The following is a 24631-nucleotide window of genomic DNA, read 5'->3' on the forward strand; positions in this document are numbered from 1 at the left end:
GCCGAAGCGACTGATTATCAAGCGAAGTGACCAATTCCACTGCCGAGCGACTGATTATCATGTCAAGCGACCAATTCCACTGTCAAAGCGACTGATTATCATGTCAAGCGACTGATTATCGTGTCAAGCGACCAATTCCACTGTCAAAGCGACTGATTATCGTGCCAAGCGACCAATCCCATCGCCCGAGCACTCAATCTATTTAAACATTGGATCCTTTTTCATTTCGAATAATAATAGCGGTACGAAATAGAATAGGCCAACAGCCCGACAATCGGAATGGATGCAGTTGCGAAAATCATGAAAGGAATTGAATAGAGGGAGAGTTCATATGAAAACAGAATGACTGCTGTATAGATAATGATAATAGCTAATGCTGATTTTGCAGCCTTTCCGGTAAGCAAGGCCTCGCGCTCGTCCCCATGATTGAACTCGGGAAATGTCTCCTGTTTCACATTAATTCTACCTTCTGCATCTTTCTTTGTATAAATAAACCAAAATAGCATAGCGATTCCGGAAAATGATGGTATTGCAAGATTGAAACGTTTAAAAAATAGTGAAGCATCTTGATAGGTTTCAAAATCAATCTTCCGCTCACTTAAAAGCGTGGAATACTCTCCGGTTTTATAGGAACCATAGACAACTAGGGCAATAGCAACAAAAAGTGAAATTCGTAAAATCATTCCGGCTGTAGTTTTTTTCATAATTTATCCTCCTTTGAAAAAATCTCTTCAATCGGCATATCAAATTCTTCAGCGATATTCATGGCAAGTAGTAGGGAAGGGGTGTAGCTCCCTTTTTCAAGCGATACGATTGTCTGACGCGTCACACCCACTCGTTCAGCCAGCTCGCCTTGCGTTAAATTAAAGCGTGCGCGTAATTCCTTCACTCGGTTAATCAACATCGGCATTCTCCTTTAACTTACTTATCTATATTGTATAGTTGACTTGTCATTATGTCTAGTTGACTTTACAAATTATTTTGCAGAGGAAAGAAAATGGAATAACTTCATCTGAAATTTCATCAGTGAAATGAATGATGGTATACTACTAGTATTCAATTGAAAATGGAGGAACGTCATTTATGCAGTGGAGAAATTTATATCGAGGATTCTTTATGGGAATTAGCGACCTGATTCCAGGAGTAAGTGGAGGAACAATCGCTTTCATCTTGGGGATATATGATGAATTATTAGCATCAATCAGCGGGTTTTTTAGCCGCAATTGGAAAAAGCATATCGGGTTCCTCTTGCCGCTTGGTATCGGGGTAGGCGTTGCGTTGCTTTCATTAAGTAAAGTAATCAAGTATCTGCTTGAAAATCATCATGCGCCGACACAGTTCTTCTTTTTGGGTCTAATCATTGGTGTGCTGCCATTCATTGCGAAACAGGCGGATGTGAAGAGGAATTTCAAGGCAGGACATTTTCTGCTAATCATTCTTCTTGGAGTGGCATTGGCGTCTACGGCTTTCATTAAACCACTTGATGCGACGCCGATTATGGTATTGACGGGATCGAATGCAGTGGGCCTATTCTTCGCAGGCTGGGCCGGAAGTATGGCGATGCTCCTGCCAGGAATTAGCGGTTCATTTATCTTGCTTCTCCTCGGTGTTTATTCGACGGCGATTGGCGCATTGGCAAACTTGAACTTCCCAATTATCGCTGTCATTGGGGCAGGCGTTATTGTTGGTTTCATCGTCAGCAGCAAAGCGATCAGTTATCTATTGACTCATTTTACGTATGTTACATTTGCCATCATTATTGGCCTCATCTTGGGTTCAGTCGTGGTCGTTTATCCAGGTATGCCGACAGGTGGAGCAGCTATCGCTTTAAGTATCGTGACATTTATAGCAGGTCTTGCCGTTGCAAAACTATTCAGTTCGCCTAACAAAGCTTCCATTGTAAATAAATGAAGATAGTACGTTGAGTGCGAAGTAGTTTCATTCCAAAAACAGCTGCATTCTGGTATTCTTATAGAAAAGCGCATGTTGAAAAATGAATACGTATCTAACAACAAGTAAAAGCATCTGATTCCGGTGCTTTTTTCTTTGAACTATAAAAGGGGAGGTGGTCCAGATCGAAAAAGCATTAACAATCTTGACTACATATTTTGGCTATCCATCGTTTAGAACGGGACAAGAACAAGTGATTCAAGGGGCTCTACAAGGGCGTGATACGCTTTGTGTCATGCCAACAGGAGGCGGGAAGTCTGTCTGTTACCAGGTTCCAGCACTTGTGATGGAGGGGACTGTTCTCGTCATTTCACCACTTATTTCATTGATGAAAGACCAGGTCGATGCACTTCATCAGGTGGGGATACCCGCAGCTTACATCAATAGCTCGCTATCGACGGAGGAATACTTCGGAACGATGGAATTGGCCGCTAAAGGCAAGTACCGATTGCTCTATGTGGCACCGGAACGGCTTGACTCTCCCGCCTTCAAAAATCAATTGCGACGGATGACAATTCCAATGATCGCAATCGATGAAGCGCATTGTATTTCGCAATGGGGTCATGATTTCCGCCCGAGTTACCGGAATATTAGTAGCATCGTCTCGTTATTCGATGAAAAGCCAGTCGTCCTTGCGCTAACCGCAACTGCGACACCGGCTGTACGGGAAGATATTTGTCGTCAACTTGGAATAAGTGAAGAAAATACGGTGATGACAGGTTTTGAACGTGCCAATCTCGCATTCTCTGTTGTAAAAGGACAAAACCGCGAAAAATTTGTCAAAGACTACGTCCGTAAAAATGAAGGAGAGGCTGGCATCATCTACGCAGCTACACGCAAAGCGGTTGACAGTGTGTATGATCTCCTGTTAAAAAGCGGAGTGTCGGTGGCGAAATACCATGCAGGCCTTGGAGATATGGAACGGCAGTCAGAGCAGGACCGTTTCTTGAATGATGAAGCGTCTGTCATGGTTGCGACAAATGCTTTCGGTATGGGGATTGACAAGTCAAATATCCGTTACGTTATCCATTATCAGATGCCGAAAAACATGGAAAGTTACTATCAGGAAGCAGGACGTGCAGGGCGTGATGGGCTTGATAGTGACTGTACATTATTGTTTTCATCACAAGATGTCCAGACACAACGCTTCCTCATTGATCAGTCGCAAGACGTTAGCAGGATACCGGCAGAACTTGAAAAGTTGCAGTCGATGATTGATTATTGCCATACAGAAACATGTCTCCAGAAATTCATCATCATGTATTTTGGTGAGACGGACGTCAAGGAGTGTGGACGCTGTGCGAATTGTAACGACACTAGGGAAAGCTTTGATGTGACTGAAGACGTACAGAAAGTCCTTTCCTGTGTCATCCGCATGGGCCAAAAGTTCGGGAAAACGATGATTGCACAAGTGTTGACAGGATCACGTAATAAGAAAGTACTCGAATTTAGATTCGATAAATTATCGACGTATGGATTAATGAAAGATCGGAGCGCAAAAGACATCTCTGATTTTATCGAATTCATAATTTCAGAAAACTGCCTAAGCGTTGAAAATGGGCAGTTCCCAATCATTTATGTGAGTGAAAGAGGAAAAGATGTCCTGCTTGGCAAAGTGAGTATCCAGCGAAAAGGTACGGTCGTTACGAAACAAATTACAAAAGATGACCCGTTGTTCGAACAGCTTCGGGCACTTCGTAGGCAGTTGGCGCAAGATGCCGGTGTACCGCCGTTTGTCGTATTTTCCGATAAAACATTACAGGACATGGCAGCCCGAAAACCGATGACAGAAGAGGATTTCCTTGAAGTAAATGGTGTTGGATTAGCGAAATTAGAAAGATACGGGGAAGCTTTTATGGAAGAGATTCGTTCGTATGCAATGCAACAAGTTTGAAAGAAAGCATGAAAAGAGGCACAGAACATCTCCCATGGGATGCTCTGTGCCTCTTTTCAAAACGATCACTATAAAATTTTTAAGCCGTTGTGCGTTTCATTTTTCTTATACCAATCAACGCATAAAGCGCAACGGTCAGCAAGATAATTCCTGTAAGCATAAACGCTCCTTTATAATTGAGATCCAACGCACCAATAACACCTGATCCCGCGACGACCCCAATTGAGAAGAATGCGTAAAAATAACCATAAGCTTTCCCGCGAAATTCAGCAGATGACGAATCAATCAGTAGCGAATTTATAGAAGGGAAAAGGAATGCGAATCCTATCCCGTAAACCGCCATTGCGGCATATAGGAAATTTAATTCCTCGACTTGACTAAGGAATAGCATGCTCAATCCCATTAGTGATATCCCGAATGCCAACGTCACAACAGGTCGTACACGGTCAAAAATACGATTCGTCGGTAATAGGAAAATTAGGATCGCGACAACGCCAAACGCACTAAGAAGCAATCCGGTCGTTTTTGTATCGAATCCAAGTGACTCAACTTTCAAAGGTAACACAAGTGCCAAAACACCTTGGGAGAACATCAGGAAAAATGCGCCAGCGAAGGCTCTTACCATTCCTGGATGTTGGAATAGCTGTTTGACACGAAAACGATTTGCTTGTGACGATGGGTGCTTCCGTACGTATGTAAACGAACGCAGGATGAAGAAAGCGCAAATAGCTAAAAGAAGCATGATTCCACCATTCACTGCCATAATGAACGGGGTTCCTGTTTTCGAAGCGACAATCCCGCCGTAAGCAGGGCCGATAATTGCGGCCAAACCAACGAATGCGCCGGAAATTGCGACACTTTTTCCCCGTTTTGATTCTTCTGCACGGTTGGCCAAGAACGTGAATGCGGCAGGTACAATCAATCCTTCCATGAATCCATGGACGAATCTTACACCGAGCAATGATAGCGGCCCGTAAGCAAAAGAATAGAGGAATAAAGATAAGCCAGATGCAAAAAGTCCAATTAGTAGAATTACGAAAGGGCCTCTTCGATCTGTCATGAAACCGGAAATGATATTCCCGATGGTGTTAGAAAAAGAATACATGCCAACTGCAAGTCCAGTGAGAAATGGTGTGGCGCCGAGTGATAGCGCGAACGGGCTCATGACAGGTAGCTGGGAAAATAAATCAAAAAACGAGAAAAAGACGATAAGATAAACAAAAATCCGCATTTCAAAGCCTCATTTCAATTAAAGTGCATCTTTCATAGTCTAACACTTTTTGCAACTGAGTAAAAAGAACAGTGTGTGAACGTTCGTTAAAGTTGGTAAATTAAAGTGCTTACGATAAAATCATTAAAAAGGAATAGAAAAAGGTATCCGATTCTGATGCAACCCAAGCTTGTATCAGAATCGGGTACCCCATATGGAAGGGGTAGTTAAGGATGAAAATTAGAGTTGGAATTGCAGGGTATGGAAATCTAGGTCGCGGTGTTGAATCTGCTATCGCTCAAAATGAAGACATGGAACTTGTCGGGGTGTTTACGAGAAGAAATCCTGAAGATGTCCATTTACTAAGTGCGAATGTATCTACCTATAAAATGGATGATATCACCAATTACACGGATAAAATCGACGTGCTAATTCTCTGCGGTGGATCGAAAAATGATTTACCTGAACAGGGCCCAGTACTTGCCGCGTTATTCAACACGGTAGATAGTTTTGATACACATGCGAAAATCCCTGATTATTTTGAGGCGGTTGACACATCCGCAAAACCGAATGGCAAGACGGCAATTATTTCAGTCGGCTGGGATCCAGGTTTATTCTCCATTAACCGTCTTTTTGGCGAAGCGATTTTGCCGGAAGGGGCGACGTACACGTTTTGGGGGAAAGGGTTGAGTCAAGGGCATTCCGATGCGGTTAGAAGGATTGACGGCGTTAAGGGGGCTGTCCAATATACAATTCCAGTTTCGGATGCAGTTAATCGTGTGCGTAGCGGCGAAGCACCTAAGCTATCGACGCGTGAAAAACATACACGTGAATGCTACGTTGTTCTAAAGGATGGAGCAGATGCAAAAGCAGTGGAAATCGCGATAGTGACAATGCCCGATTATTTCTCGGATTATGATACGACTGTGAATTTCATTTCACAAGAGCAGCTGGATACGGACCATGCAGCAATGCCACATGGCGGTTTTGTCATCAGAAGCGGCAAGACTGGTGAAGGCAATTCGCAAGTGATGGAGTATTCGTTAAAACTGGATAGTAATCCCGAATTCACATCAAGCGTCCTCGTCGCCTATGCACGTGCAGCTTACCGGTTGAGTCAAAACGGTGAGACAGGCGCAAAAACGGTGTTTGACATCGCACCTGGCATGCTGTCGCCGAAAAGTGCGGCGGATTTGCGGAAAGAATTGCTTTGAGTGTAGTTATAAAGTTCTGTTTTGCTGATATAAGCCAATTATGTACTGATATCCATCGATAATGCGCTGATACCTGCTAATACAGTGCTGATATGCGTTCAAGAAATGCTGATATCGTAACAACTTTGATTTACCACAATCTCCAGGGATTGTGGTATTTTTTGTTCAACACATTATGCTTGATTCGTTATCGGTTTAGTTATATACTGATAATAATAAAACAGATTGAGGTGATTTATTGGGAAATCAAAACCTTGACAAGACGCTATTATCCCCAAGAAACAAACGTCTTGCACTCCTTGTTTGGTTTCGATTATCACGATTTTACAACCAAAGTATTCGTCAAACAAATCAGCATCTAAAACAATGGAATCTATCAGCTGCGCAGTTTGATATTTTGGTGCAAATCGGTTTATATCAGCCAATCGCTCAGCAAGAATTAGCCGATAAACTGGTGGTAACTAAAGGAAACGTTGCACAGCTCCTGAAAAAGATGGAAACAATGGGTTGGATTAAGCGAGAACAGCATTGGAAAACAAAGTTTATAACATTAACAGAAGAAGGTAGCCGTTTTTATAAGGAAGTAGTTCCACCTCAAGAGCAATTTCAAGCAACTCAGTTTTGTGGTTTAGACCGTGAAGAACAAGCCCAATTACTCTATTTATTAAAGAAACTTCAAAAATCAATTGATCCTGAGGAGGAAACAGTATGATATTAAAAGGAATTCACCATTTGTCAGCAGTTACAGCATTAGCGAATAATAATTATGATTTTTACACCAATGTTTTGGGAATGCGTTTAGTGAAAAAGACAGTCAATCAAGACGCACCATCGATGTATCATTTATTTTACGGAGATGAAGTTGGAAACCCTGGGACGGAGTTGACGTTCTTTGAAATGCCGATGGCTGCTGCGACGCATAGAGGAACAAACAGTATTTCGGGTACATCCTTACGTGTTGCAAACGATAAAGCGTTAGGCTATTGGAAAAATCGTTTTGAGGAATTCAAAGTTCAACATAGTGACATAACGGAAAGAGCTGGCCATCAAGTGCTATCATTTGAAGATCCAGAAGGGCAACGCTTGGCGCTTGTATCGGATGAAAAGAACAAAGGCGTTAAAGGTGGAAAACCATGGGATAAAAGTCCGGTTCCGACTGAATACGGGATCCTAGGGTTAGGTCCGATAAAATTAACGGTTCGTTACGCTGCACCGACAGCTGGCGTTCTCACAGATGTTTTGAGTTATAAGCAAACAAGGCAATATACATCGGATGTTGCAGATCAACCGGATATTCTCGTATTTGAAACTGGGGAAGGCGGCAATGGTTCCGAGATTCATCTTGAAGAGCGCAGTGACCTTCCGATTGAACGTCCTGGAAAAGGTAGTGTCCATCATGTCGCTTTCCGTGTTGATAATGAAGAGGAAATGCGCAAATGGATTGAAAAAGTCACTGCAGCCGGACTCTCTAACTCAGGGTTCATTGACCGCTATTACTTCCGCTCCCTTTACTTCAGAGAGCCGAATGGTATCCTTTTTGAACTTGCAACAGATGGTCCTGGATTCGCAACAGACGAACATGTTGATCATTTAGGAGAAAGCCTTGCACTTCCTCCATTTTTGGAATCAAGAAGAGAACAGATTGAACAAAACTTGAAACCACTCGTAACGAATTAAGAGCTCTGACTTAGAAGTGTTCACTGATTAGGAGGAAGAATCATGCAACATATTTTCAAACAGGGAATTGATAAAACAAAACCGATCTTGCTCCTTTTACATGGGACTGGAGGAAATGAAGTAGACTTGTTGCCTCTAGCAGATGTAATAGATAAGGAAGCGTCGGTGTTAAGTGTTCGTGGTAATGTAATGGAAAATGGCATGCCTCGATTTTTCCGTCGACTGGCGGAAGGGGTCTACGATGAAGAAGATTTGGTATTCCGTACGGAAGAATTAGACACATTTCTTGACAGTGCTTCTAAAGAATATGGATTTGATAGATCAAACATCATAGCGATCGGCTATTCAAATGGGGCTAATATAGCGGCGAGTTTGCTGTTTCATCATAAGGATTCCTTAAAAGGAGCCATTTTGCATCACCCGCTGTTTCCGAGGGAGGGTGCAGAATGGCCGAACTTGACGGGTATACCTGTATACATTTCTGCAGGCCAGAATGACCCATTTTGTCCCGCTGTTGAATCTACTGCATTGCAAAACAAAATGATTATAGCAGGAGCAGATGTGCATGCTCATTGGGAATCCAATGGGCATTCGCTAACCCAAACGGAAGTACAAGCAGCAGCTGATTGGTATCAAAAATGCACAAGTTAATGTTTTAGCAGGTGTCTATAAGGTTCTCATTAATTTCAAAAAAGTCCCTTAATCGAAAAAATCGGTTGAGGGACTTTTTTAATTACCTATAAGAATTAATATGCATTTACATGCATATTAATTAATGATATAGTACTTTATAGTTGCTAATGGGATTTTGAATAATGATAGAGTGACTAATACTTAATGACTATCAAAGGGGATGACGAGCGATGAAAAAATGGCTGACAGCATTACTAATGAGTACGGTTTTGATTATAACGGGATGTAGCAATGATAGTGTCGGTCCTTCAACGGATAACTCGACGCTTCAAAATGTCTTGAAAAAGAAGAAAATTGTTCTTGGCGTAGCACCTGGATATTTCCCATTCCAAATGAAGTCCAAAGAGGGCGATTTCATCGGTTATGACATCGATCTTGCGAATGAAATTGGTAAAGAGCTGAATGTGGAAGTGGAATTTAAGCAATTCGTATTTGATGGATTGATTACGGCAGTGCAAACAGGGGAAGTGGACTTGGTTGTTGCTGGTGTGACGATTCGTGGAGATCGTGCGTTAGCCGTTAGTTTATCGAATCCGTATTATAAAACGGGGCAAGCACTTATGGTACCGGATGGGGATACCTCAACAAAGTCATGGGAAGATCTTGACGTAAAAGGAAAGAAAATTGCGGTAGGCATTGGAACGACAGGTTCACTCTTAGCCAAAGACCTTTTCAAAAATGCGCAAGTGATGGACTTTGACGATTTCCCGTTAGCGGCAACAGCGATGACACAAGGCCAAGCGGATGCAGTCATTTATGATGAGCCGGCAATTGCAGTATGGAAACTTCAAAATAAGGGTCAAGTAACGCAAGTAGAAGGATTAATTTCAGCAGAAAATCTAGGAATTGTCGTAAAGAAAAATGATTTCGAAACGCTTCAATGGCTCAACTCATTTTTGGATAGTTACATTGAAAGCCCGCAAGAACTTTCTTCGCGCGCTAAGTGGTTTGAAACAAGCGATTGGTTAGATAAAGTCGTAGAGGATTGATGACTTCTTCAGGGGAAGAGGAGGAACAAGGATGGGCGGTTATCAATATAACTGGAGTATCATCTCAGACAATATAGATGTTTTTATCTATGGTGCGCTTAAAACGTTGGAAATTTCAGCGTTAGCACTTCTGTTCGCTATACCGATTGGCATTATTGTTGGAATGGGGCGTATTTCGAGAAATAAATTCATACGATTGGTAGCCTCGATTTATGTCGAAGTGATGCGTGGAGTGCCACTACTTGTTTTACTCATATGGATTTATTTTGTACTGGGTCAATTTATAAAGCTTGGAGCTTATTGGGGCTCGGTTTTAGGCCTTGCTGTTTTCACAGGCGCATTCATAGCAGAAATCGTACGTGCTGGGATACAGGGCGTCGCGACAGGGCAGATGGAGGCGGCGAGATCTGCAGGGATGTCGCATACACAGGCAATGCGGCATATCATATTGCCACAAGCCTTTCGACGTGTTTTACCGCCACTTGCATCGCAGTTCATCATGCTCATTAAGGATTCATCACTCATCTCAGTCATCTCAGCGACGGAACTCACGCTAGATGCAAAAAATCTGGTCGTCAATACGTTTAAGCCGCTCGAGGTGTGGACGTTTGTTGCTGTTGTCTACTTTGTCATGACATTCAGCTTGTCGCTAATCATCCGCTATTTCGAAAAACGGTTGTTATCACGTGAGAATTGAGTGTAAGCTTATTGTAGAGGGGTGTTTGTTATGATTTCAATTAAACAGGTGACTAAATCGTTTGGCGGGCATCAGGTACTGACAGATGTATCGCTCGAAGTACCGAAATCCAGCGTCATCGCGGTGATTGGACCAAGTGGTGCGGGGAAATCGACGTTGATTCGGACGATCAATGCACTGGAACCGATTGATACTGGAGAAATTACTGTGGACGGGATTTCGATTCATGATAAAAAGACGGATATCAACAAAGCACGTCTAAATATCGGATTTGTTTTTCAGAGTTTTAACTTGTATCCATTTTTAACGGCACTCCAAAATGTGACGATGGCACCAATGAAAGTGAAAAAGATGAGTAAAGAGGCCGCGGAAAAAAGGGGCAAAGAACTGCTTACTTCCCTTGGACTCGATGATAAATTCGATGCGTATCCTAATCGACTTTCAGGTGGACAACAACAACGTGTCGCGATTGCACGAGCACTCGCCATGGATCCGCAAGTTATGCTATTTGATGAACCGACATCTGCACTTGATCCAGAAATGGTTACCGAAGTGCTCGATGCCATCCGTAAACTGGCACAGGACGGCATGACAATGGTCGTCGTGACACATGAAATGGGCTTTGCTAAAGAGATTTGCGATGAGATTGTCTTTATGGCAGATGGGAAAATTGTAGAACAAGCCCCGCCATCAAAGTTTTTCACCAATCCTGATTCTGAGCGTGCGAAGAACTTTCTATCTAAAGTGCTGAATCATTAAACCATTTTAGTGCTCATTATGAATAATAAATGTTGCAATGATTGCATTGGCGTATTCGATGTCACAAAAGAAATAATCCACCCTTGAGTTTCTAACGGCTCGGGTGGATTATTTCATCTAGGGACGCTGATCCCCTATTAATGGGAACCTGTCTATTATAAGTACCGCATCGATGCGCAAACATCGGTGTGGTCTTTTTAATGTATCCTGTGTCTACGTTAAATATACCAAATCATTTAGTAGCCATCCATATCGGGGGTTTCTCGGACTGAGTCAAGTATTTATGTTCTTTTCAAATTTAAAATTAGACTTTCTATATTATTATTTATATAGTTCATATATGAAATGAATATAATTATCAAAAATAAAATAAACAAAAATAAAGTGAATTTAAAAAATATCTTATTTTTTAATCTTAAAAAATTAACGGCCCCTATTAAGATTGCTGTCATAGAGATAAGACTCACATACCATATTATTTTTAATTGATCTATATTACTTTCTAACAAAGCAATTCTAAGCTCGTTATCTTTGGTGATTGTAAAGTTATAGGTTTCTTTTTTCAACGTCCCTTTTTCAATAAAGACTTCGTTATCACTTGTTTCAAATAAATAACCTCCAGGATAAAAGTTGGAAAAAGCACTCAATGTAATTATAATTATCAACATTAATAGCAATAAAATCGTGAATAACCAGTATTCCTTATCAGTAAATTTAATCTTGACTCCCTTTTCCATGACAACACCATTCCTCTTTTTTAGTATACTGAATATTAATACTTAGTCATCCACTATTGTATAATATTTGAAATCAATACTCAATTGATTTCATCAAAATTAATTTGTTGTCAAACGATAATCTATTAAAAAAAGAAAACCAAACGTACTATCACTCCTCGAACATCCTTAAATATATTCTCCAAACCTTTCGTATCTCCATGTATGGACTCAAAAAAGAGTTTCAAGATTGTTCGTATGATGATCTCATTAGTCACACGATAGTTGTATTTCCCACTATATCGTACTCGCGTGACAAAACGCTATAACATGGATAACGAACGTTATACGAAAGCCCTTAAAATCCTCTAAGTTCAATATACGTTTTTTAAATCCGAAACAGGCTTTAAAGGACGGAAAACATCTATTTTCCACGCTTTTATAAAGGTATACCTTTGTAAACACAAAGCAAACATCTTTTTTTTGCATTAAGCGACTATATCCCAACTAAAGCTATAACCCTTGTATACAAAATCCGGCTATGTCAATCACATATTCATGGTGATTTTCTTCACAGAAATCACTTAACGCTTTTTGTTGTTTAGCTATAAATATGAATCTGCTTCATAATGCTCAACAATCATCATTAAATTCGCTGATATATATTCGGTAAAAAATAATTAGAATTGTATGCAAAGCCGATTTTTGGTTTTTATACCCTATAACTAATAAAAATTCATTTGACTTCATAAATATACATACATATAATGAGTTATACGATACGAAAATGATGATTGGGGATGTAGGTATGTTAAAAATTGAGGAATACGAACCGGATATTGCAAAAGGATTGAAAGGAAAAGATTTGCTGACGCTTCTTGATTATACAAGTGAAGAAATTTCATTCTTACTACAATACGCTTATAATATGAAACAAGATACGCTACAAGGTAAATTACCGCCGCTTTTAGCAGGCAAGACGCTGGGCATGATTTTCGAAAAGCATTCGACACGTACACGTATTTCATTTGAAGTTGGCATGATCCATCTCGGAGGTCATGCGATGTTTATGAATGCGCGCGATCTGCAAATCGGGCGTGGAGAGTCAGTCTACGATACAGGCAATGTCCTGTCGGAGTATTTAGATGGCGTCATGATCCGTGCGAATTCACATGAAATGGTGAAGGAGTTAGCCTTGCATACATCGGTTCCTGTCATCAACGGACTGACGGATATATTCCACCCTTGCCAGGCCTTGGCGGATTTATTGACCATCAAAGAAGTGAAAGGCTCACTGGCCGGGTTGAAACTCGCATATGTTGGAGACGGCAATAATGTGGCGCACTCACTGGTTATTGCTGCTGCAAATATGGGCATGCATGTGGCTGTCGCAACACCTAAAGGATTTGAATTCAATCCAAACCTTCTTGTGAAAGCGAAAAAGATTGCCGTCCTTAACGGTGGGAGTGTCTATGATACAATTGACCCGGTCGATGCAGTTTTGGATGCGGATGTCGTCTACACGGATGTCTGGACGAGTATGGGGCAGGAAGAGGAAGCCGCTTTACGCTTAGAAGCTTTCAAAGCGTTTCAAATTAACGATAAGTTGGTTGCTCATGCAAAAAAAGATTATTTGTTTTTGCATTGTTTACCCGCACATCGCGAAGAGGAAGTCTCGGCTTCCGTTATTGACGGTCCAAACTCCCGTGTCTTCCAACAGGCAGGTAATCGACTGCATGCACAAAAAGCTGTTCTTGCTTCGTTATTATAATAAAGCACATCAACAAGTCCAGGTAATAGCTACCTGGACTTGTTTTTGTTAATTAAACAGCACATAATGTTAATAATAGTTTACCTTATGTTAAGTATAGTGTACACTGATGATGTGAGGTGATGTAATGCTGAAAAATCGGTTGAAGGAATTGCGTGCACGGAATGATTTCACTCAAATAGAACTTGCAAAGCGGGTCGGTGTTACACGGCAGACAATCGGTTTCATTGAAAAAGGAGAATTTTCACCGTCTGTAACATTATCACTGAAACTGGCGCATGCGCTAGACTGTGACATTAACGAATTATTTTGGTTAGAAGGGGATGAGGGAAAATGAAGAAAGATATGCGGGTTTCTTATCCACTTTGGCAGATGATTTCTATAATTTTTTTAATGGCGTTTGTATTCTTGATTGGGTTTTCTTCCGAGTTTAAAACATTCAAAGATGGTGGTTTCGAGTTTATAGTTGAATGGAATAACATAGAAAAATTTGTTGTATCTATCGTATTATTATTGTTCATACTATTTCTCGCATTGTTCAATTGGAATGTTGTGAAGCATAATCGGTCAATGCCCATGCACAAAATAAATTTGTTTACTTTGAAACCGCAAGAGTATATGGAAGACGATGAACTGTTCCAGGAACTAACTAAACGGGCTACGAAGAAAGTGTATTCATATTACACATTGGCAATCCCGATTCTCGCTGGTATATATGTGGCGTCGCCTTTTGGGAGAACAGAGATGATCATTGGATTTTTATTACTCGCTGTTGGTCAGTATTTTATTTATTATAAAAACATTAAAAAGTACATAACGGAGGATGAATGATGTTTGACTATTTCCTTGTATTTTTAGGAGCTGCAATCCCATGGTTGGAAATTGCGCTTGTTATCCCACTAGGTATAATTAGAGGATTATCTTCGGTTTGGGTTATGATTCTTGCATTTGTTGGAAATATGCTAACCGTGCTGATCCTCATTGTCGCGTTTCAAAAGGTGAAACTATGGATGGATTCGAGGAAAGAGAAGAGTGGAAAAGAGGATTCAAAACGAACAGAACGGGGCAAACGAATTTGGAATAAATACGGTATGCCGGGACTTGCGCTACTTGGTCCGATTTTAATCGGGACGCATATCGCCGCCTTTATTGGACTGTTATTTGGGGCTACTAAAATGAACACGACGTTATGGATGGCGATTAGTATTGCGCTTTGGACACTCGTATTCGGCGTAGCTACCGCGATGGGCTTTGATTTATTCAGTAGAAATATGTCTTTTTAAATAAAAATTATCGGAGGTATATAAGTTGAATTTAAGTTTTACACTTTTGTTGATTCTACATATGCTTGTTTGACGCGTTTATTTCAACTATTCAAGTATAAATGGGCCGATGATCTTTCGTTCAACTTATATAGTTCAATAAAGAAAAGCCACTCACTAATGAGCGGCTTTTTGGTCTTTAGCTTGCAGTGAATACTTGTGCTAACTCACCGGCCATCTTCGTTTTTTCCTGTTCACCCGAACTATTCCACAACTTTTCAAAAAACACACCGAGTCCTGGCAAGAGGTGTTCTTCGCCACGCTTGATGGCATCCTCCACGACGTTACGGATGTCATCTGCTGAATTATTCGTCATGTTAGCGGTAATTGCGTCCCGTATTTGAAAATCCATATTATCAACCTCCACCCTTATTTTGACCACATTTATCGCCAACTATACGGTCATTTGTTACACTAAAAGAAAAAGGCGGTCTAAAAATTTATGAAACGCATTGAATCGACACAAAACTCACTTGTGAAACACTGGAAGAAGCTTGTCACGACAAGGAAAGAACGCGATAAATCAGAGGAGTTCCTAATTGAAGGATTCCATCTTGTAGAAGAGGCACTAAAAAAAGAGGGAGCGATTGTCGCATTAATTTTACGCGACGGAGTGGAAATACCTCACGGCTGGTCAATTGAAGGCGTACATATCGTTGAAGTGAACCAGGCAGTCGCCAATGAAATTTCGGAAACGGAACATTCACAAGGGATTTTCGCACAGTGTCGCCAGCCTAAGCATTCCGAAGATGAATTCGCTTCATGGAAAAAAGTATTGATGATTGATGCAGTTCAGGATCCCGGTAACGTAGGCACGATGATTCGCACTGCTGACGCTGCCGGCATAGATGCAGTTATTCTAGGAAAAGGGTCTGCTGATCCATATAGTCCGAAAACAGTCCGTTCAGCACAAGGCTCGCATTTCAATATTCCTATCGTAAAAGGGAGTCTTATGGAATGGGTTGGACGAGTGAAAGAAGCGGGTATCGAGGTGATTGGTACAGGACTGCAAAACGCAGTCAACCATTCTGATGTCGATCCACAAACCGAATTCGCACTCATCGTGGGGAATGAAGGAAGCGGTGTTGCGCCCGAATTACTTGACCAGGCGGATAAAATAGTCAAAATTCCAATGTACGGAAAAGCAGAATCCTTGAATGTCGCAGTTGCAACCGGAATTTTACTTTACGCTTACGTTAAACGGTGAATAGTCTTGTTGCCAATATGTTAACGTACAATAGGGACGACATATACAAATCTTTAGGTCAATAAAAAAAGAAAGCCAGAAGCGTAAGTTTCTGGCTTTCTTTCCCTATCTTTCAGGAACGTACGTATGGTATAATGGTAAGGTAATCGAATAGGACGCTCAAGGGTGGTTAGCATTCCCATATGTCGCACTGTCATGGTATTCCAAGACAGAGAGGGGGTGCTGCAAGTGAGTTTGTTTGAAATAATGATTGTCTCTATTGGGATTGCAAATCTCGTAGTTGACATCATCAAACTATCACTAAGACCAGAAAAAAAGTAAACCACCCTTGAGCCTAGCAGCATTGGAGTGGTTTACCGCTATTAAAGTGTGCTAATCGCCCTTAAAGCGACCTTATGCTATTGCATAACCGTCTTGACGTTATCGCGTCAAGCGGTCTTTTTAAATATATCCTGTTTCTACTGTAAGTATACCAAATCGATGTTTCTTTGTCTATCGAGGTAAAATCAATTTAGCTTGCTGTTGATGAACAAAACGAAATCAGTTATACTAATGTTTAATTGCAAATAAACAAAAGCATTGACCGGGAAAAGTAGATAACATACGAGCCGAAAGGGAGTCCGCGCCTTGACTGGAAGCGCAGATGGGTAAGTGTTTGTCGAAGTTCACCCCGCGAGCTGCCGCCAGGACCAGCGCAAGCTGTAAAGGTGTGCCGGTAGAGGACCGTTAATCCGATTTGAGAGATCATGCATTCGTGCGTGATAATCAGGGTGGTACCGCGAAGTCGTCCTCGTCCCTTTTATAGGGGGCGGGGTTTTTTTATTTCAGAAAGGAGAATTTGAATGGAACAACAACTGAAAGAATTGAAAGAACGTGCACTTGCGAAAATTAAAGAAGCATCAAACCTGAAAGATTTAAACGAAGTCCGTGTTGCTTATTTAGGGAAAAAGGGGCCAATTACCGATCTTCTTAAAGGAATGGGGAAACTCCCAGCAGAAGAACGTCCGCAAATGGGGGCACTTGTCAATGTCATTCGTGAAACCGTGACGGAAGTACTCGAAGAGCGATTGGCAAAACTTGAAGAAAAAGCTATCAACGAACAGCTTGCTAAAGAGGCGATTGACGTTACCTTACCGGGGCGTCCTGCACGCACGGGGAACCATCATCCTCTTACTCGTGTTGTCGAAGAAATCGAAGACTTCTTTATCAGTATGGGGTATGAAGTCGCCGAAGGTCCTGAAGTAGAAAAGGATTATTACAATTTCGAAGCGCTCAACTTGCCGAAAGGCCATCCAGCGCGTGATATGCAAGACTCGTTTTATATTTCAGAAGATATTCTTCTTCGTACACATACATCACCCGTTCAAGCGCGGACGATGGAAGCAAAAGGCGGCGCGCCAATTAAAATTATCTGCCCGGGTAAAGTGTATCGTCGCGATAATGATGATGCCACACATTCGCATCAGTTTACGCAAATTGAAGGTCTTGTCATTGGGGAAGATATTCGAATGAGCGATTTGAAGGGGACTTTGTCTTTATTCGCGAAGAAAATGTTTGGCACTGAACGTGAAATTCGTTTGCGCCCAAGTTTCTTCCCGTTCACTGAACCGTCTGTTGAAATGGATATCTCTTGCTTTAAATGTGGTGGAGACGGTTGTAACGTCTGTAAAAAAACAGGTTGGATTGAAATTTTGGGTGCAGGTATGGTGCATCCAAACGTTCTGAAAATGGCTGGTTATGATCCAGCGGTCGTATCAGGTTTTGCATTCGGTATGGGGCCTGAACGAATTGCGATGTTGAAATATGGTGTGGAAGATATCCGTCATTTCTATACGAATGACGTGCGGTTTGTATCGCAATTCCATCGGACAGAAGCGTGAGGAGGAAACGACATGTACGTATCGACTAAATGGTTAAATGATTATGTAAATATAGAGGGCATTAAGCCTGAAGAACTTGCTGAAAAAATAACACGCTCAGGGATTGAAGTCGATTCCATCATCGACCGTTCACAGGGCATGACGAATGTTGTTGTCGGTTATGTCAAGGAATGTGTAAAGCATCCTGAAGCGGATAAATTGAATATTTGCCAAGTGGACGTTGGGGAAGAAACAACACAAATTATTTGTGGAGCAGCGAACATTGCAGCAGGACAAAAAGTCATTGTTGCACGTGTGGGCGCTGTATTACCTGGCGATTTTAAAATTAAGAAAGCAAAACTACGTGGTGAGGAATCGAACGGTATGATTTGTTCGCTTCAGGAGCTTGCGATTGAAGGGAAACTCGTACCGAAAGCGTATGCAGAAGGGATTTACGTCCTTCCTGAAACAGCTATTCCTGGCGAAAACGCACTTCCATTGCTCGGACTCGATGATCAGGTGCTTGAATTTGACTTGACACCGAACCGTTCGGATGCGCTCAGCATGCTAGGTGTGGCGTATGAAGTGGGCGCGATTTTATCCCAAGGAATTGCATTACCTAAAATTGCTTATAAGGAATCAACTGAAAAAGCACAAGATCTATTGAAATTGCGTATCGATGCGATGAAGGACAATCCGATGTACGTTGCAAAAGTTGTGAAGAACGTCAAAATTGGAGAATCTCCATTATGGCTTCAAAATCGTTTGATGGCAGCTGGCGTACGTCCACATAATAACGTTGTGGACATCACGAACTATGTGCTGATGGAATATGGTCAGCCACTCCACGCATTCGACTATGACCGTCTTGGAACAGGAGAAATCATTGTCCGTCTTGCGGAAGAAGGTGAGAAAATCACAACGCTTGACGACGTCGAACGGACATTGAACGCTCACCAACTTGTCATCACAAACGGCAAAGAACCGGTCGCAATCGCAGGCGTTATGGGCGGCTTGAACTCTGAAGTACATGAAGGCACGACAACAGTTGTTATCGAGTCCGCTTACTTTGCACCTGCATCCATCCGCCGTACATCGAAAGAAGTTGGACTGCGCAGTGATGCAAGTACACGCTTCGAAAAAGGTGTCGATCCGGAACGTGTTATCGCAGCTGCAGAACGTGCGGCACAACTAATATCTGAAATTGCGGGTGGGGAAGTGCTTGCTGGTTCAGTCATGATTGACGAACTCGACAAGACACCTGAACGCATCATTGTTTCACCTGACTACATCAACAATCGTCTGGGCATGAAAATCTCTCTTGAAGAGATGTTATCAATTTTGGAGCGGCTACAAATTAGCACAGAAGCAGTGAATGGTCAGCTAGTCATCGATGCGCCTACACGCAGACAAGACTTGCGTATAAAAGAGGATATCATCGAGGAAATTGCAAGAATGTATGGTTATGATGAAATTCCGATGACACTCCCTGTTTCTGAATCAATACCAGGCGGTTTGTCACCTTATCAGGCGAAGCGTCGCATCGTTCGTGGTTTCCTCGAAGGTGCTGGATTAGTTCAGGCGCTAACGTATTCATTGACTTCAAAAGAACAGGCCCAAGCTTTCGCACTCGAAACGGCTCCTGTTACTGAGCTTCTTATGCCAATGAGTGAAGATCGCAGTATTCTTCGTCAAAGTCTGATTCCGCATCTTCTCGAAGCGGCAACCTACAACGTCGCACGCCGCACAGACTCGGTTGCGCTGTATGAAACTGGTTCGGTATTCCTTGGGGAAGAGGAAGACGGTTTACCGTTGGAAGTCGAACACGTCGCGGCAGTTATTACTGGGAAATGGGTGGACCATGCGTGGCAAGCTGAGACCAAAACGGTTGATTTCTTCGTTCTAAAAGGGATTGTAGAAGGGATGATGGACAGCTTAGGTCTTGCTGGTGGATTATCGTTTGAACAAACGACTATCGAAGGCATGCATCCTGGCCGAACTGCGAACATTGTGCATAACGGTGAACGAATTGGATTGATTGGTCAAATTCATCCAACAGAACAGAAAAAACGCGATTTGAAAAACACTTATGCAATGGAAATGAATCTTAAAAAAGTACTGTCCATCGAAACAGACGTTTTACTTTACGTTCCGGTACCACGTTTCCCATCGATTTCAAGGGACATCGCACTCGTCGTAGCGAGCGAAACTTCTGCAGGAACACTTGAAAACGTGATTCGTAGCGCGGGTGGTAAATTGCTGAAAAACGTAAAATTATTCGACTTGTATGAAGGGGATAACGTAGAGGACGGTAAGAAATCACTGGCCTTCTCATTAACGTATGCAGACCCTGAACGCACATTGACTGACGAAGAAGTGGTAAAAGCGCATGAAAAAGTGCTGAACGCATTAACAACAGAAGCAGGCGCATTGCTTCGAGGGTAAATTAAAAGACCGTACTTGGAATAAATCCAGTACGGTCTTTTTCTATTTTCTTTTACTCGCCGCAATCTTCTTCGCTTTCCCGGCATTAGCAAAATGCCATTTAGTCAACGATTTCAACGACTCTTCGCCACTCTTCAATAAAATCCTAGCAGCTATCTCATCCACTTTTGCACCCGCTCCTTTAGGAAGTGTTATTCCGGCAATTTTGCTCATTCGATCCATTTCCTCAAGAAATGCCACCCGCGCAATAATCGAGGCGGCAGCAACAGAAGCATGTAGCCCTTCTGCCTTCGTTGAAAACAGTACATTCTCCCGTATGATTTCTTTTTCTGCCTTAATATGATTATAATAAATGCCGCGTTCTGCAAATTGGTCAATCAAAATATAATCTGGTTGTTCTTCGTCCATTTTCCGTAGCACATGCTTAAGCGCCTGATTATGAAGAAGCGCCTTTATTTTCCCTTGAGACCAGCCGCGAGCCTGTATCTCATTGTACTTATCATTTTTCAACGTCAATACGCTATAGATGAGCGTCGCTTGCAGGTCCGGCGCGATTTTTCGCATTAGATCATCCGTCAGCAATTTCGAGTCCTTCACTCCAAGTTCTTGTACAAGTTCCACTTGATCAGCCCGAACAAAACAAGCGGCGACGGTTACAGGACCAAAAAAGTCGCCCGTTCCTGTTTCATCAGATCCGAGGACGGATAGCTCTTCAAGTCGATCGGGAAGGGTATCGCCTTTCGTTTTCACTTTTTCTGGTGAAAGTTTCCCTTCTGTAATTCCCCAACGTGATGCTTCCCGTTCCGCACCCGCGCCTTGAAACAGTACTTTACCCGACTTGTATACCGTAATTGCTGTATCGTCCAGTTTCGCCGCAAAGACGACGCCGGGTGCATTGCGCGTGACTTTGGATGCTGCATAATGACCCATTACTTTCTGCAACTCTTTATGAGTTACTTGAATAACATTATTACTCATTCTTCTCTTCCTTTCGCCGATTCATTCTGTAGATTATACAGTAAAGACAAGCAAGATACTCACCGATGGAATGGAGAATTTCCTGCTTGTCCTTTTACTCTTGTGGCTACAATTATGCCTGAAATTACAAATCATAAATTTTGCGATCATGCTGGCAATTTTCGAATCTAAATAATTTAGGTCTTCATTGGTAGCAGTCTTTTTAAAAACGAATTATTGTTTCGCTTTTTATTATGTATCGTAGATTCGAAATATTGGATTCCTATTCAATTAAACGTACGGAAAGCTGCTCCGAAATCCGTCTTTTTATTAGCTTGTTTTCTGATAGTTGCACTAAAATTTTCTATTGTGATATGATTTCACTTCATCCGGAATAAAGTGGAAATCCATGCTTAACGCCTTTAACCTGGCATGAATCAATTCGCGTATTTTCATCGAGTTGTAATTTCATAAGTTGCTGATTGGTTTCAATTACGATAACCACTTAAATCAACTTGCCATAACGGTAATTATGTTAGGATTACGCATTCAATTATTCACATCTAAATCACTTTCATGGTATGATTAGAAACAGAGTTTTTACGTGGGAGGTCAGGTTATTGGCAGACGAGCAGAAGACGCGCATAGCAGTTGATATATACGGACAGACCTATAAGATGGTCGGAACCGAAACTAGCACTCATATGCGGCTGGTCGCCTCGATAGTTGATGACAGGATGAGGGAAGTTAGTGCCAACAACCCCAATCTCGACAGTACAAAAATCGCTGTGCTCACCGCCGTAAATAGTGTACATGATTATCTTAAGTTAAAAGAGCAAGTTGAACAGTTGGAAGAAGAATTGAGAAAATTGAAGGGTTGACTGACTTACATGCTTGATTTACTAATACTATTTCTCCTACTTGGAGGGCTCATAACAGGATTTAGACGAGGACTTATCGTACAAATCATACATATGACAGGATTCATCGTTGCACTCGTAGTTGCTTATACGTACTATAAACAACTTGCGGAAAAGTTTGTCCTTTGGATTCCATATCCGGGCGTGACGGCGGGTTCAAAATTATCCATGACGATAGAGCAATTGGATCTCGATGAAACGTTTTATCGGTTGCTCGCATTTGTCTTGATTTTTCTTGTTGTTAAATTTGGCTTACAGCTTATTGCTTCGATGTTTGATTTCTTGAAGTATTTGCCCGTATTAGGCTTTATTGCCCGATTTGGTGGGGCTATGCTTGGATTTGTCGAGTTTTATATTCTCATGTTCCTTATCCTCTACCTGATTGCAATGCTCCCGATAGATTTCGTTCAGAATATGATAAGCAATTCACTTCTGGCAAATACGATGTTCGAACATACGCCGATTTTATCTGAATCCGTAAAAAAATGGTGGTATATCTATATAAATTGATTGCTTCCCCCTTGTTGGAGGGAAGCTTTTTTCTAGACTTCAGGCGTCAACTCCTTGAGTCGTTTCAGGCCTGCTGGAAGATGCTCAACGGCACCTTATGCTTTTCATAATTGGAGGACTTATGATGAATAAAAAAACAATTATCCGTACATTGGAAAAAATCGCATTATACATGGAGTTGCTTGGAGAAAATCATTTCAAAGTATCTGCATTTAGAAAAGCCGCCAGTGTACTTGAACTCGATCTACGTAGTTTATCCGAAATGGATGATATTCTCGCATTGAAAGGAATCGGTAAAGGGACAGGCGCTGTCATTACAGATTTAATGGAAAAAGGGGAGTCCGGTTTACTGCAAGAATTAGAAGAAACGGTACCGAAAGGGCTAATTCCACTGCTTAAATTACCAGGTCTTGGCGGCAAACGGATTGCTAAACTTCACGAAGCAATTGGAATCGATTCCGTAGATTCGCTCCGTGCGGCATGTGTTGCCGGAGACGTGAGTAAGGTCGCTGGTTTTGGTAAGAAGACTGAAGAAAATATTCTGAGTGAAATTGATATTTTGGGGACACGCCTTGGGAAGTTTCCGATTTGGCAAGTAGAAAAGGTTGTTACCTTCATTGAACAAGAGATGCGGACAATCGAAGAAATAAAGCATTTTTCTGTTGCAGGTAGTTACCGACGTACAGAAGAGGAAAGTAGCGATGTCGATTTCATCATCGTAACGGACGAACCAGGAATTGTGCGGGATAAGCTTCTTCAAGTATTGCCGCTCGTTGCGACGATTGCTGCCGGTGAATCGAAACTATCTGTTACATTGGATTTGGAAGACGCGATTGATGTTGATTTTCGTTTCGTTAAGGAATCACAATTTGCAACGGCAATTCATCATTTCACTGGATCGAAGGATCATAATGTTCGAATGCGTCAGATTGCGAAATCTAGAGGGATGAAAATTAGTGAATATGGCGTGGAGAATGAAGATGGTTCTGTAACGACATTTGAATCCGAAGAACAATTTTTTGCGCATTTTGGCATGCCGTTCATTCCGCCGGCACTCCGGATGGATAGCCATGAAATCGATCGTGTGGATGAAATTGCTGGCTTGGTCACAATTGAAGACATACGTTCAGACCTGCATATGCATACCACATGGTCGGATGGAGGGTACTCAATCCAAGAAATGGTCGAGGCGTGTCGCGCAAAAGGATACTCGCATATGGTCATTACCGATCATAGTCACTACTTAAAGGTGGCGAATGGTCTCACACCTAAGCGTTTACGTGAACAAATTGCTGAAATCCGTTCGTTGAATGAACAGTATGATGACATCGAAATCTTTTGCGGAACGGAAATGGATATTCTCCCCGACGCCACACTTGATTTTGATGATGAACTATTACAAGAACTGGATTTCGTCATCGCATCCATCCATTCAAGCTTTAGCCAATCGCAAGAACTAATTATGGAGCGACTCCATAGGGCTATGAAAAATCCACATGTCGACATGATTGCACACCCGACAGGACGGATTATCGGTCAAAGGGATGGTTATAATCCTGCTATTCCACAACTGATTGAATGGGCGAAGGAATACGGGAAGGTCCTAGAATTGAATGCCAATCCATATCGGCTTGACCTTGCAAAAGAGCATTTAATCATGGCGCAAGAAGCGGGTGTCAATATTGCCATCAATACCGACGCCCATGCAATTGATCAATTAAAATACATGGAAACGGGTGTTAACTACGGTCAGAAAGCTTGGCTAAAAAAAGAAACGGTCATCAATACATGGTCGCTTGAGAAATTCATCCGAGAAATCATAAAGAAATGAAGGGAAGTGT

General features: G+C 41.9%; 25 protein-coding genes and 1 other annotated feature. Of the genes, 19 read left to right on the forward strand and 6 right to left on the reverse strand.

Going from position 1 to position 24631, the window contains the following annotated elements:
- Window positions 1–221: 221 nt before the first annotated feature.
- A complete protein-coding gene (locus H4683_RS07480; RefSeq protein WP_192598231.1) occupies window positions 222–704 on the reverse strand; it encodes a hypothetical protein in 483 nt (160 codons plus the stop codon).
- Window positions 701–904, reverse strand: coding sequence for a helix-turn-helix transcriptional regulator (locus H4683_RS07485; protein WP_420826548.1), 204 nt, complete (start codon window positions 902–904; stop codon window positions 701–703). Before H4683_RS07485 ends, H4683_RS07480 begins: the two co-directional genes overlap by 4 nt.
- A gap of 179 nt (window positions 905–1083) precedes the next feature.
- Here H4683_RS07485 and H4683_RS07490 point away from each other — a divergent pair, with 179 nt between their 5' ends.
- Window positions 1084–1911 carry a DUF368 domain-containing protein gene (locus H4683_RS07490; protein ID WP_192598233.1) on the forward strand — a complete coding sequence of 276 codons (828 nt, stop codon included), beginning with the start codon at window positions 1084–1086 and terminating at the stop codon, window positions 1909–1911.
- Window positions 1912–2065: 154 nt separating this feature from the next.
- Window positions 2066–3844 (forward strand): DNA helicase RecQ, encoded by a 1779-nt coding sequence (gene recQ, locus H4683_RS07495; protein WP_338062420.1) that lies wholly within the window; start codon window positions 2066–2068, stop codon window positions 3842–3844.
- 79 nt (window positions 3845–3923) lie between these two features.
- On the opposite strand, the gene H4683_RS07500 is transcribed toward recQ, so the two are convergent.
- Window positions 3924–5075: an MFS transporter gene (locus H4683_RS07500; protein ID WP_192598234.1), complete on the reverse strand. Its 1152-nt coding sequence runs from the start codon at window positions 5073–5075 to the stop codon at window positions 3924–3926.
- A 212-nt stretch (window positions 5076–5287) separates the two neighbouring features.
- Between H4683_RS07500 and H4683_RS07505 the strand changes: the two genes are divergently transcribed.
- From H4683_RS07505 to H4683_RS07535, 7 genes are all read left to right on the forward strand, one after another.
- Window positions 5288–6268: a diaminopimelate dehydrogenase gene (locus H4683_RS07505; protein ID WP_192598235.1), complete on the forward strand. Its 981-nt coding sequence runs from the start codon at window positions 5288–5290 to the stop codon at window positions 6266–6268.
- 238 nt (window positions 6269–6506) lie between these two features.
- On the forward strand, window positions 6507–6980 hold the full coding sequence (locus tag H4683_RS07510) for a MarR family winged helix-turn-helix transcriptional regulator (protein ID WP_192598236.1): 474 nt from the start codon (window positions 6507–6509) through the stop codon (window positions 6978–6980).
- Window positions 6977–7945, forward strand: a complete 969-nt coding sequence (locus H4683_RS07515; RefSeq protein ID WP_192598237.1) for a ring-cleaving dioxygenase — start codon at window positions 6977–6979, stop codon at window positions 7943–7945. The genes H4683_RS07510 and H4683_RS07515 overlap by 4 nt, the downstream gene beginning before the upstream one ends.
- 39 nt (window positions 7946–7984) lie before the next feature.
- Window positions 7985–8596, forward strand: coding sequence for a dienelactone hydrolase family protein (locus H4683_RS07520; RefSeq protein WP_192598303.1), 612 nt, complete (start codon window positions 7985–7987; stop codon window positions 8594–8596).
- 212 nt (window positions 8597–8808) lie between these two features.
- Window positions 8809–9627, forward strand: a complete 819-nt coding sequence (locus H4683_RS07525) for a transporter substrate-binding domain-containing protein (RefSeq protein WP_192598238.1) — start codon at window positions 8809–8811, stop codon at window positions 9625–9627.
- 31 nt (window positions 9628–9658) lie between these two features.
- The gene (locus H4683_RS07530) at window positions 9659–10324 is read left to right on the forward strand and encodes an amino acid ABC transporter permease (protein WP_192598239.1); all 666 of its coding nucleotides are present in this window, start codon (window positions 9659–9661) and stop codon (window positions 10322–10324) included.
- 30 nt (window positions 10325–10354) lie between these two features.
- Window positions 10355–11083, forward strand: a complete 729-nt coding sequence (locus H4683_RS07535; protein ID WP_192598240.1) for an amino acid ABC transporter ATP-binding protein — start codon at window positions 10355–10357, stop codon at window positions 11081–11083.
- A 281-nt stretch (window positions 11084–11364) separates the two neighbouring features.
- On the opposite strand, the gene H4683_RS07540 is transcribed toward H4683_RS07535, so the two are convergent.
- Window positions 11365–11820, reverse strand: a complete 456-nt coding sequence (locus H4683_RS07540; protein WP_192598241.1) for a hypothetical protein — start codon at window positions 11818–11820, stop codon at window positions 11365–11367.
- A 787-nt stretch (window positions 11821–12607) separates the two neighbouring features.
- Between H4683_RS07540 and argF the strand changes: the two genes are divergently transcribed.
- From argF to H4683_RS07560, 4 genes are all read left to right on the forward strand, one after another.
- Entirely contained in the window at window positions 12608–13570 is a 963-nt protein-coding gene (gene argF, locus H4683_RS07545) for an ornithine carbamoyltransferase (RefSeq protein WP_192598242.1), read from the forward strand.
- Between the two features lie 127 nt (window positions 13571–13697).
- Entirely contained in the window at window positions 13698–13907 is a 210-nt protein-coding gene (locus H4683_RS07550; protein WP_192598243.1) for a helix-turn-helix transcriptional regulator, read from the forward strand.
- Entirely contained in the window at window positions 13904–14401 is a 498-nt protein-coding gene (locus tag H4683_RS07555; RefSeq protein WP_192598244.1) for a hypothetical protein, read from the forward strand. The genes H4683_RS07550 and H4683_RS07555 overlap by 4 nt, the downstream gene beginning before the upstream one ends.
- On the forward strand, window positions 14401–14853 hold the full coding sequence (locus tag H4683_RS07560) for a small multi-drug export protein (RefSeq protein WP_192598245.1): 453 nt from the start codon (window positions 14401–14403) through the stop codon (window positions 14851–14853). Before H4683_RS07555 ends, H4683_RS07560 begins: the two co-directional genes overlap by 1 nt.
- 178 nt (window positions 14854–15031) lie before the next feature.
- Here H4683_RS07560 and sspI read toward each other — a convergent pair whose 3' ends face one another.
- On the reverse strand, window positions 15032–15244 hold the full coding sequence (gene sspI, locus H4683_RS07565) for a small acid-soluble spore protein SspI (protein ID WP_192598246.1): 213 nt from the start codon (window positions 15242–15244) through the stop codon (window positions 15032–15034).
- A 90-nt stretch (window positions 15245–15334) separates the two neighbouring features.
- Between sspI and H4683_RS07570 the strand changes: the two genes are divergently transcribed.
- The 3 genes from H4683_RS07570 (at window position 15335) to pheT (ending at window position 20403) form a co-directional block, all read left to right on the forward strand.
- Window positions 15335–16099, forward strand: coding sequence for a TrmH family RNA methyltransferase (locus tag H4683_RS07570; protein ID WP_192598247.1), 765 nt, complete (start codon window positions 15335–15337; stop codon window positions 16097–16099).
- 570 nt (window positions 16100–16669) lie between these two features.
- Window positions 16670–16900: a binding site (T-box leader), on the forward strand.
- Window positions 16901–16941: 41 nt separating this feature from the next.
- Window positions 16942–17979 (forward strand): phenylalanine--tRNA ligase subunit alpha, encoded by a 1038-nt coding sequence (pheS, locus tag H4683_RS07575; protein ID WP_192598248.1) that lies wholly within the window; start codon window positions 16942–16944, stop codon window positions 17977–17979.
- Between the two features lie 12 nt (window positions 17980–17991).
- Window positions 17992–20403 carry a phenylalanine--tRNA ligase subunit beta gene (gene pheT / locus H4683_RS07580; RefSeq protein WP_192598249.1) on the forward strand — a complete coding sequence of 804 codons (2412 nt, stop codon included), beginning with the start codon at window positions 17992–17994 and terminating at the stop codon, window positions 20401–20403.
- Between the two features lie 42 nt (window positions 20404–20445).
- On the opposite strand, the gene rnhC is transcribed toward pheT, so the two are convergent.
- The gene (gene rnhC / locus H4683_RS07585; RefSeq protein WP_192598250.1) at window positions 20446–21381 is read right to left on the reverse strand and encodes a ribonuclease HIII; all 936 of its coding nucleotides are present in this window, start codon (window positions 21379–21381) and stop codon (window positions 20446–20448) included.
- Window positions 21382–21941: 560 nt separating this feature from the next.
- Here rnhC and zapA point away from each other — a divergent pair.
- The 3 genes from zapA (at window position 21942) to polX (ending at window position 24621) form a co-directional block, all read left to right on the forward strand.
- Window positions 21942–22241 (forward strand): cell division protein ZapA, encoded by a 300-nt coding sequence (gene zapA / locus H4683_RS07590; protein ID WP_420826549.1) that lies wholly within the window; start codon window positions 21942–21944, stop codon window positions 22239–22241.
- Between the two features lie 9 nt (window positions 22242–22250).
- A complete protein-coding gene (locus H4683_RS07595) occupies window positions 22251–22790 on the forward strand; it encodes a CvpA family protein (protein ID WP_192598252.1) in 540 nt (179 codons plus the stop codon).
- A gap of 124 nt (window positions 22791–22914) precedes the next feature.
- Window positions 22915–24621, forward strand: a complete 1707-nt coding sequence (gene polX / locus H4683_RS07600; RefSeq protein WP_192598253.1) for a DNA polymerase/3'-5' exonuclease PolX — start codon at window positions 22915–22917, stop codon at window positions 24619–24621.
- The last annotated feature ends 10 nt before the right edge of the window (window positions 24622–24631 follow it).

It is taken from the genome of Sporosarcina limicola, from assembly GCF_014873855.1.
GTDB lineage: Bacteria > Bacillota > Bacilli > Bacillales_A > Planococcaceae > Sporosarcina > Sporosarcina limicola.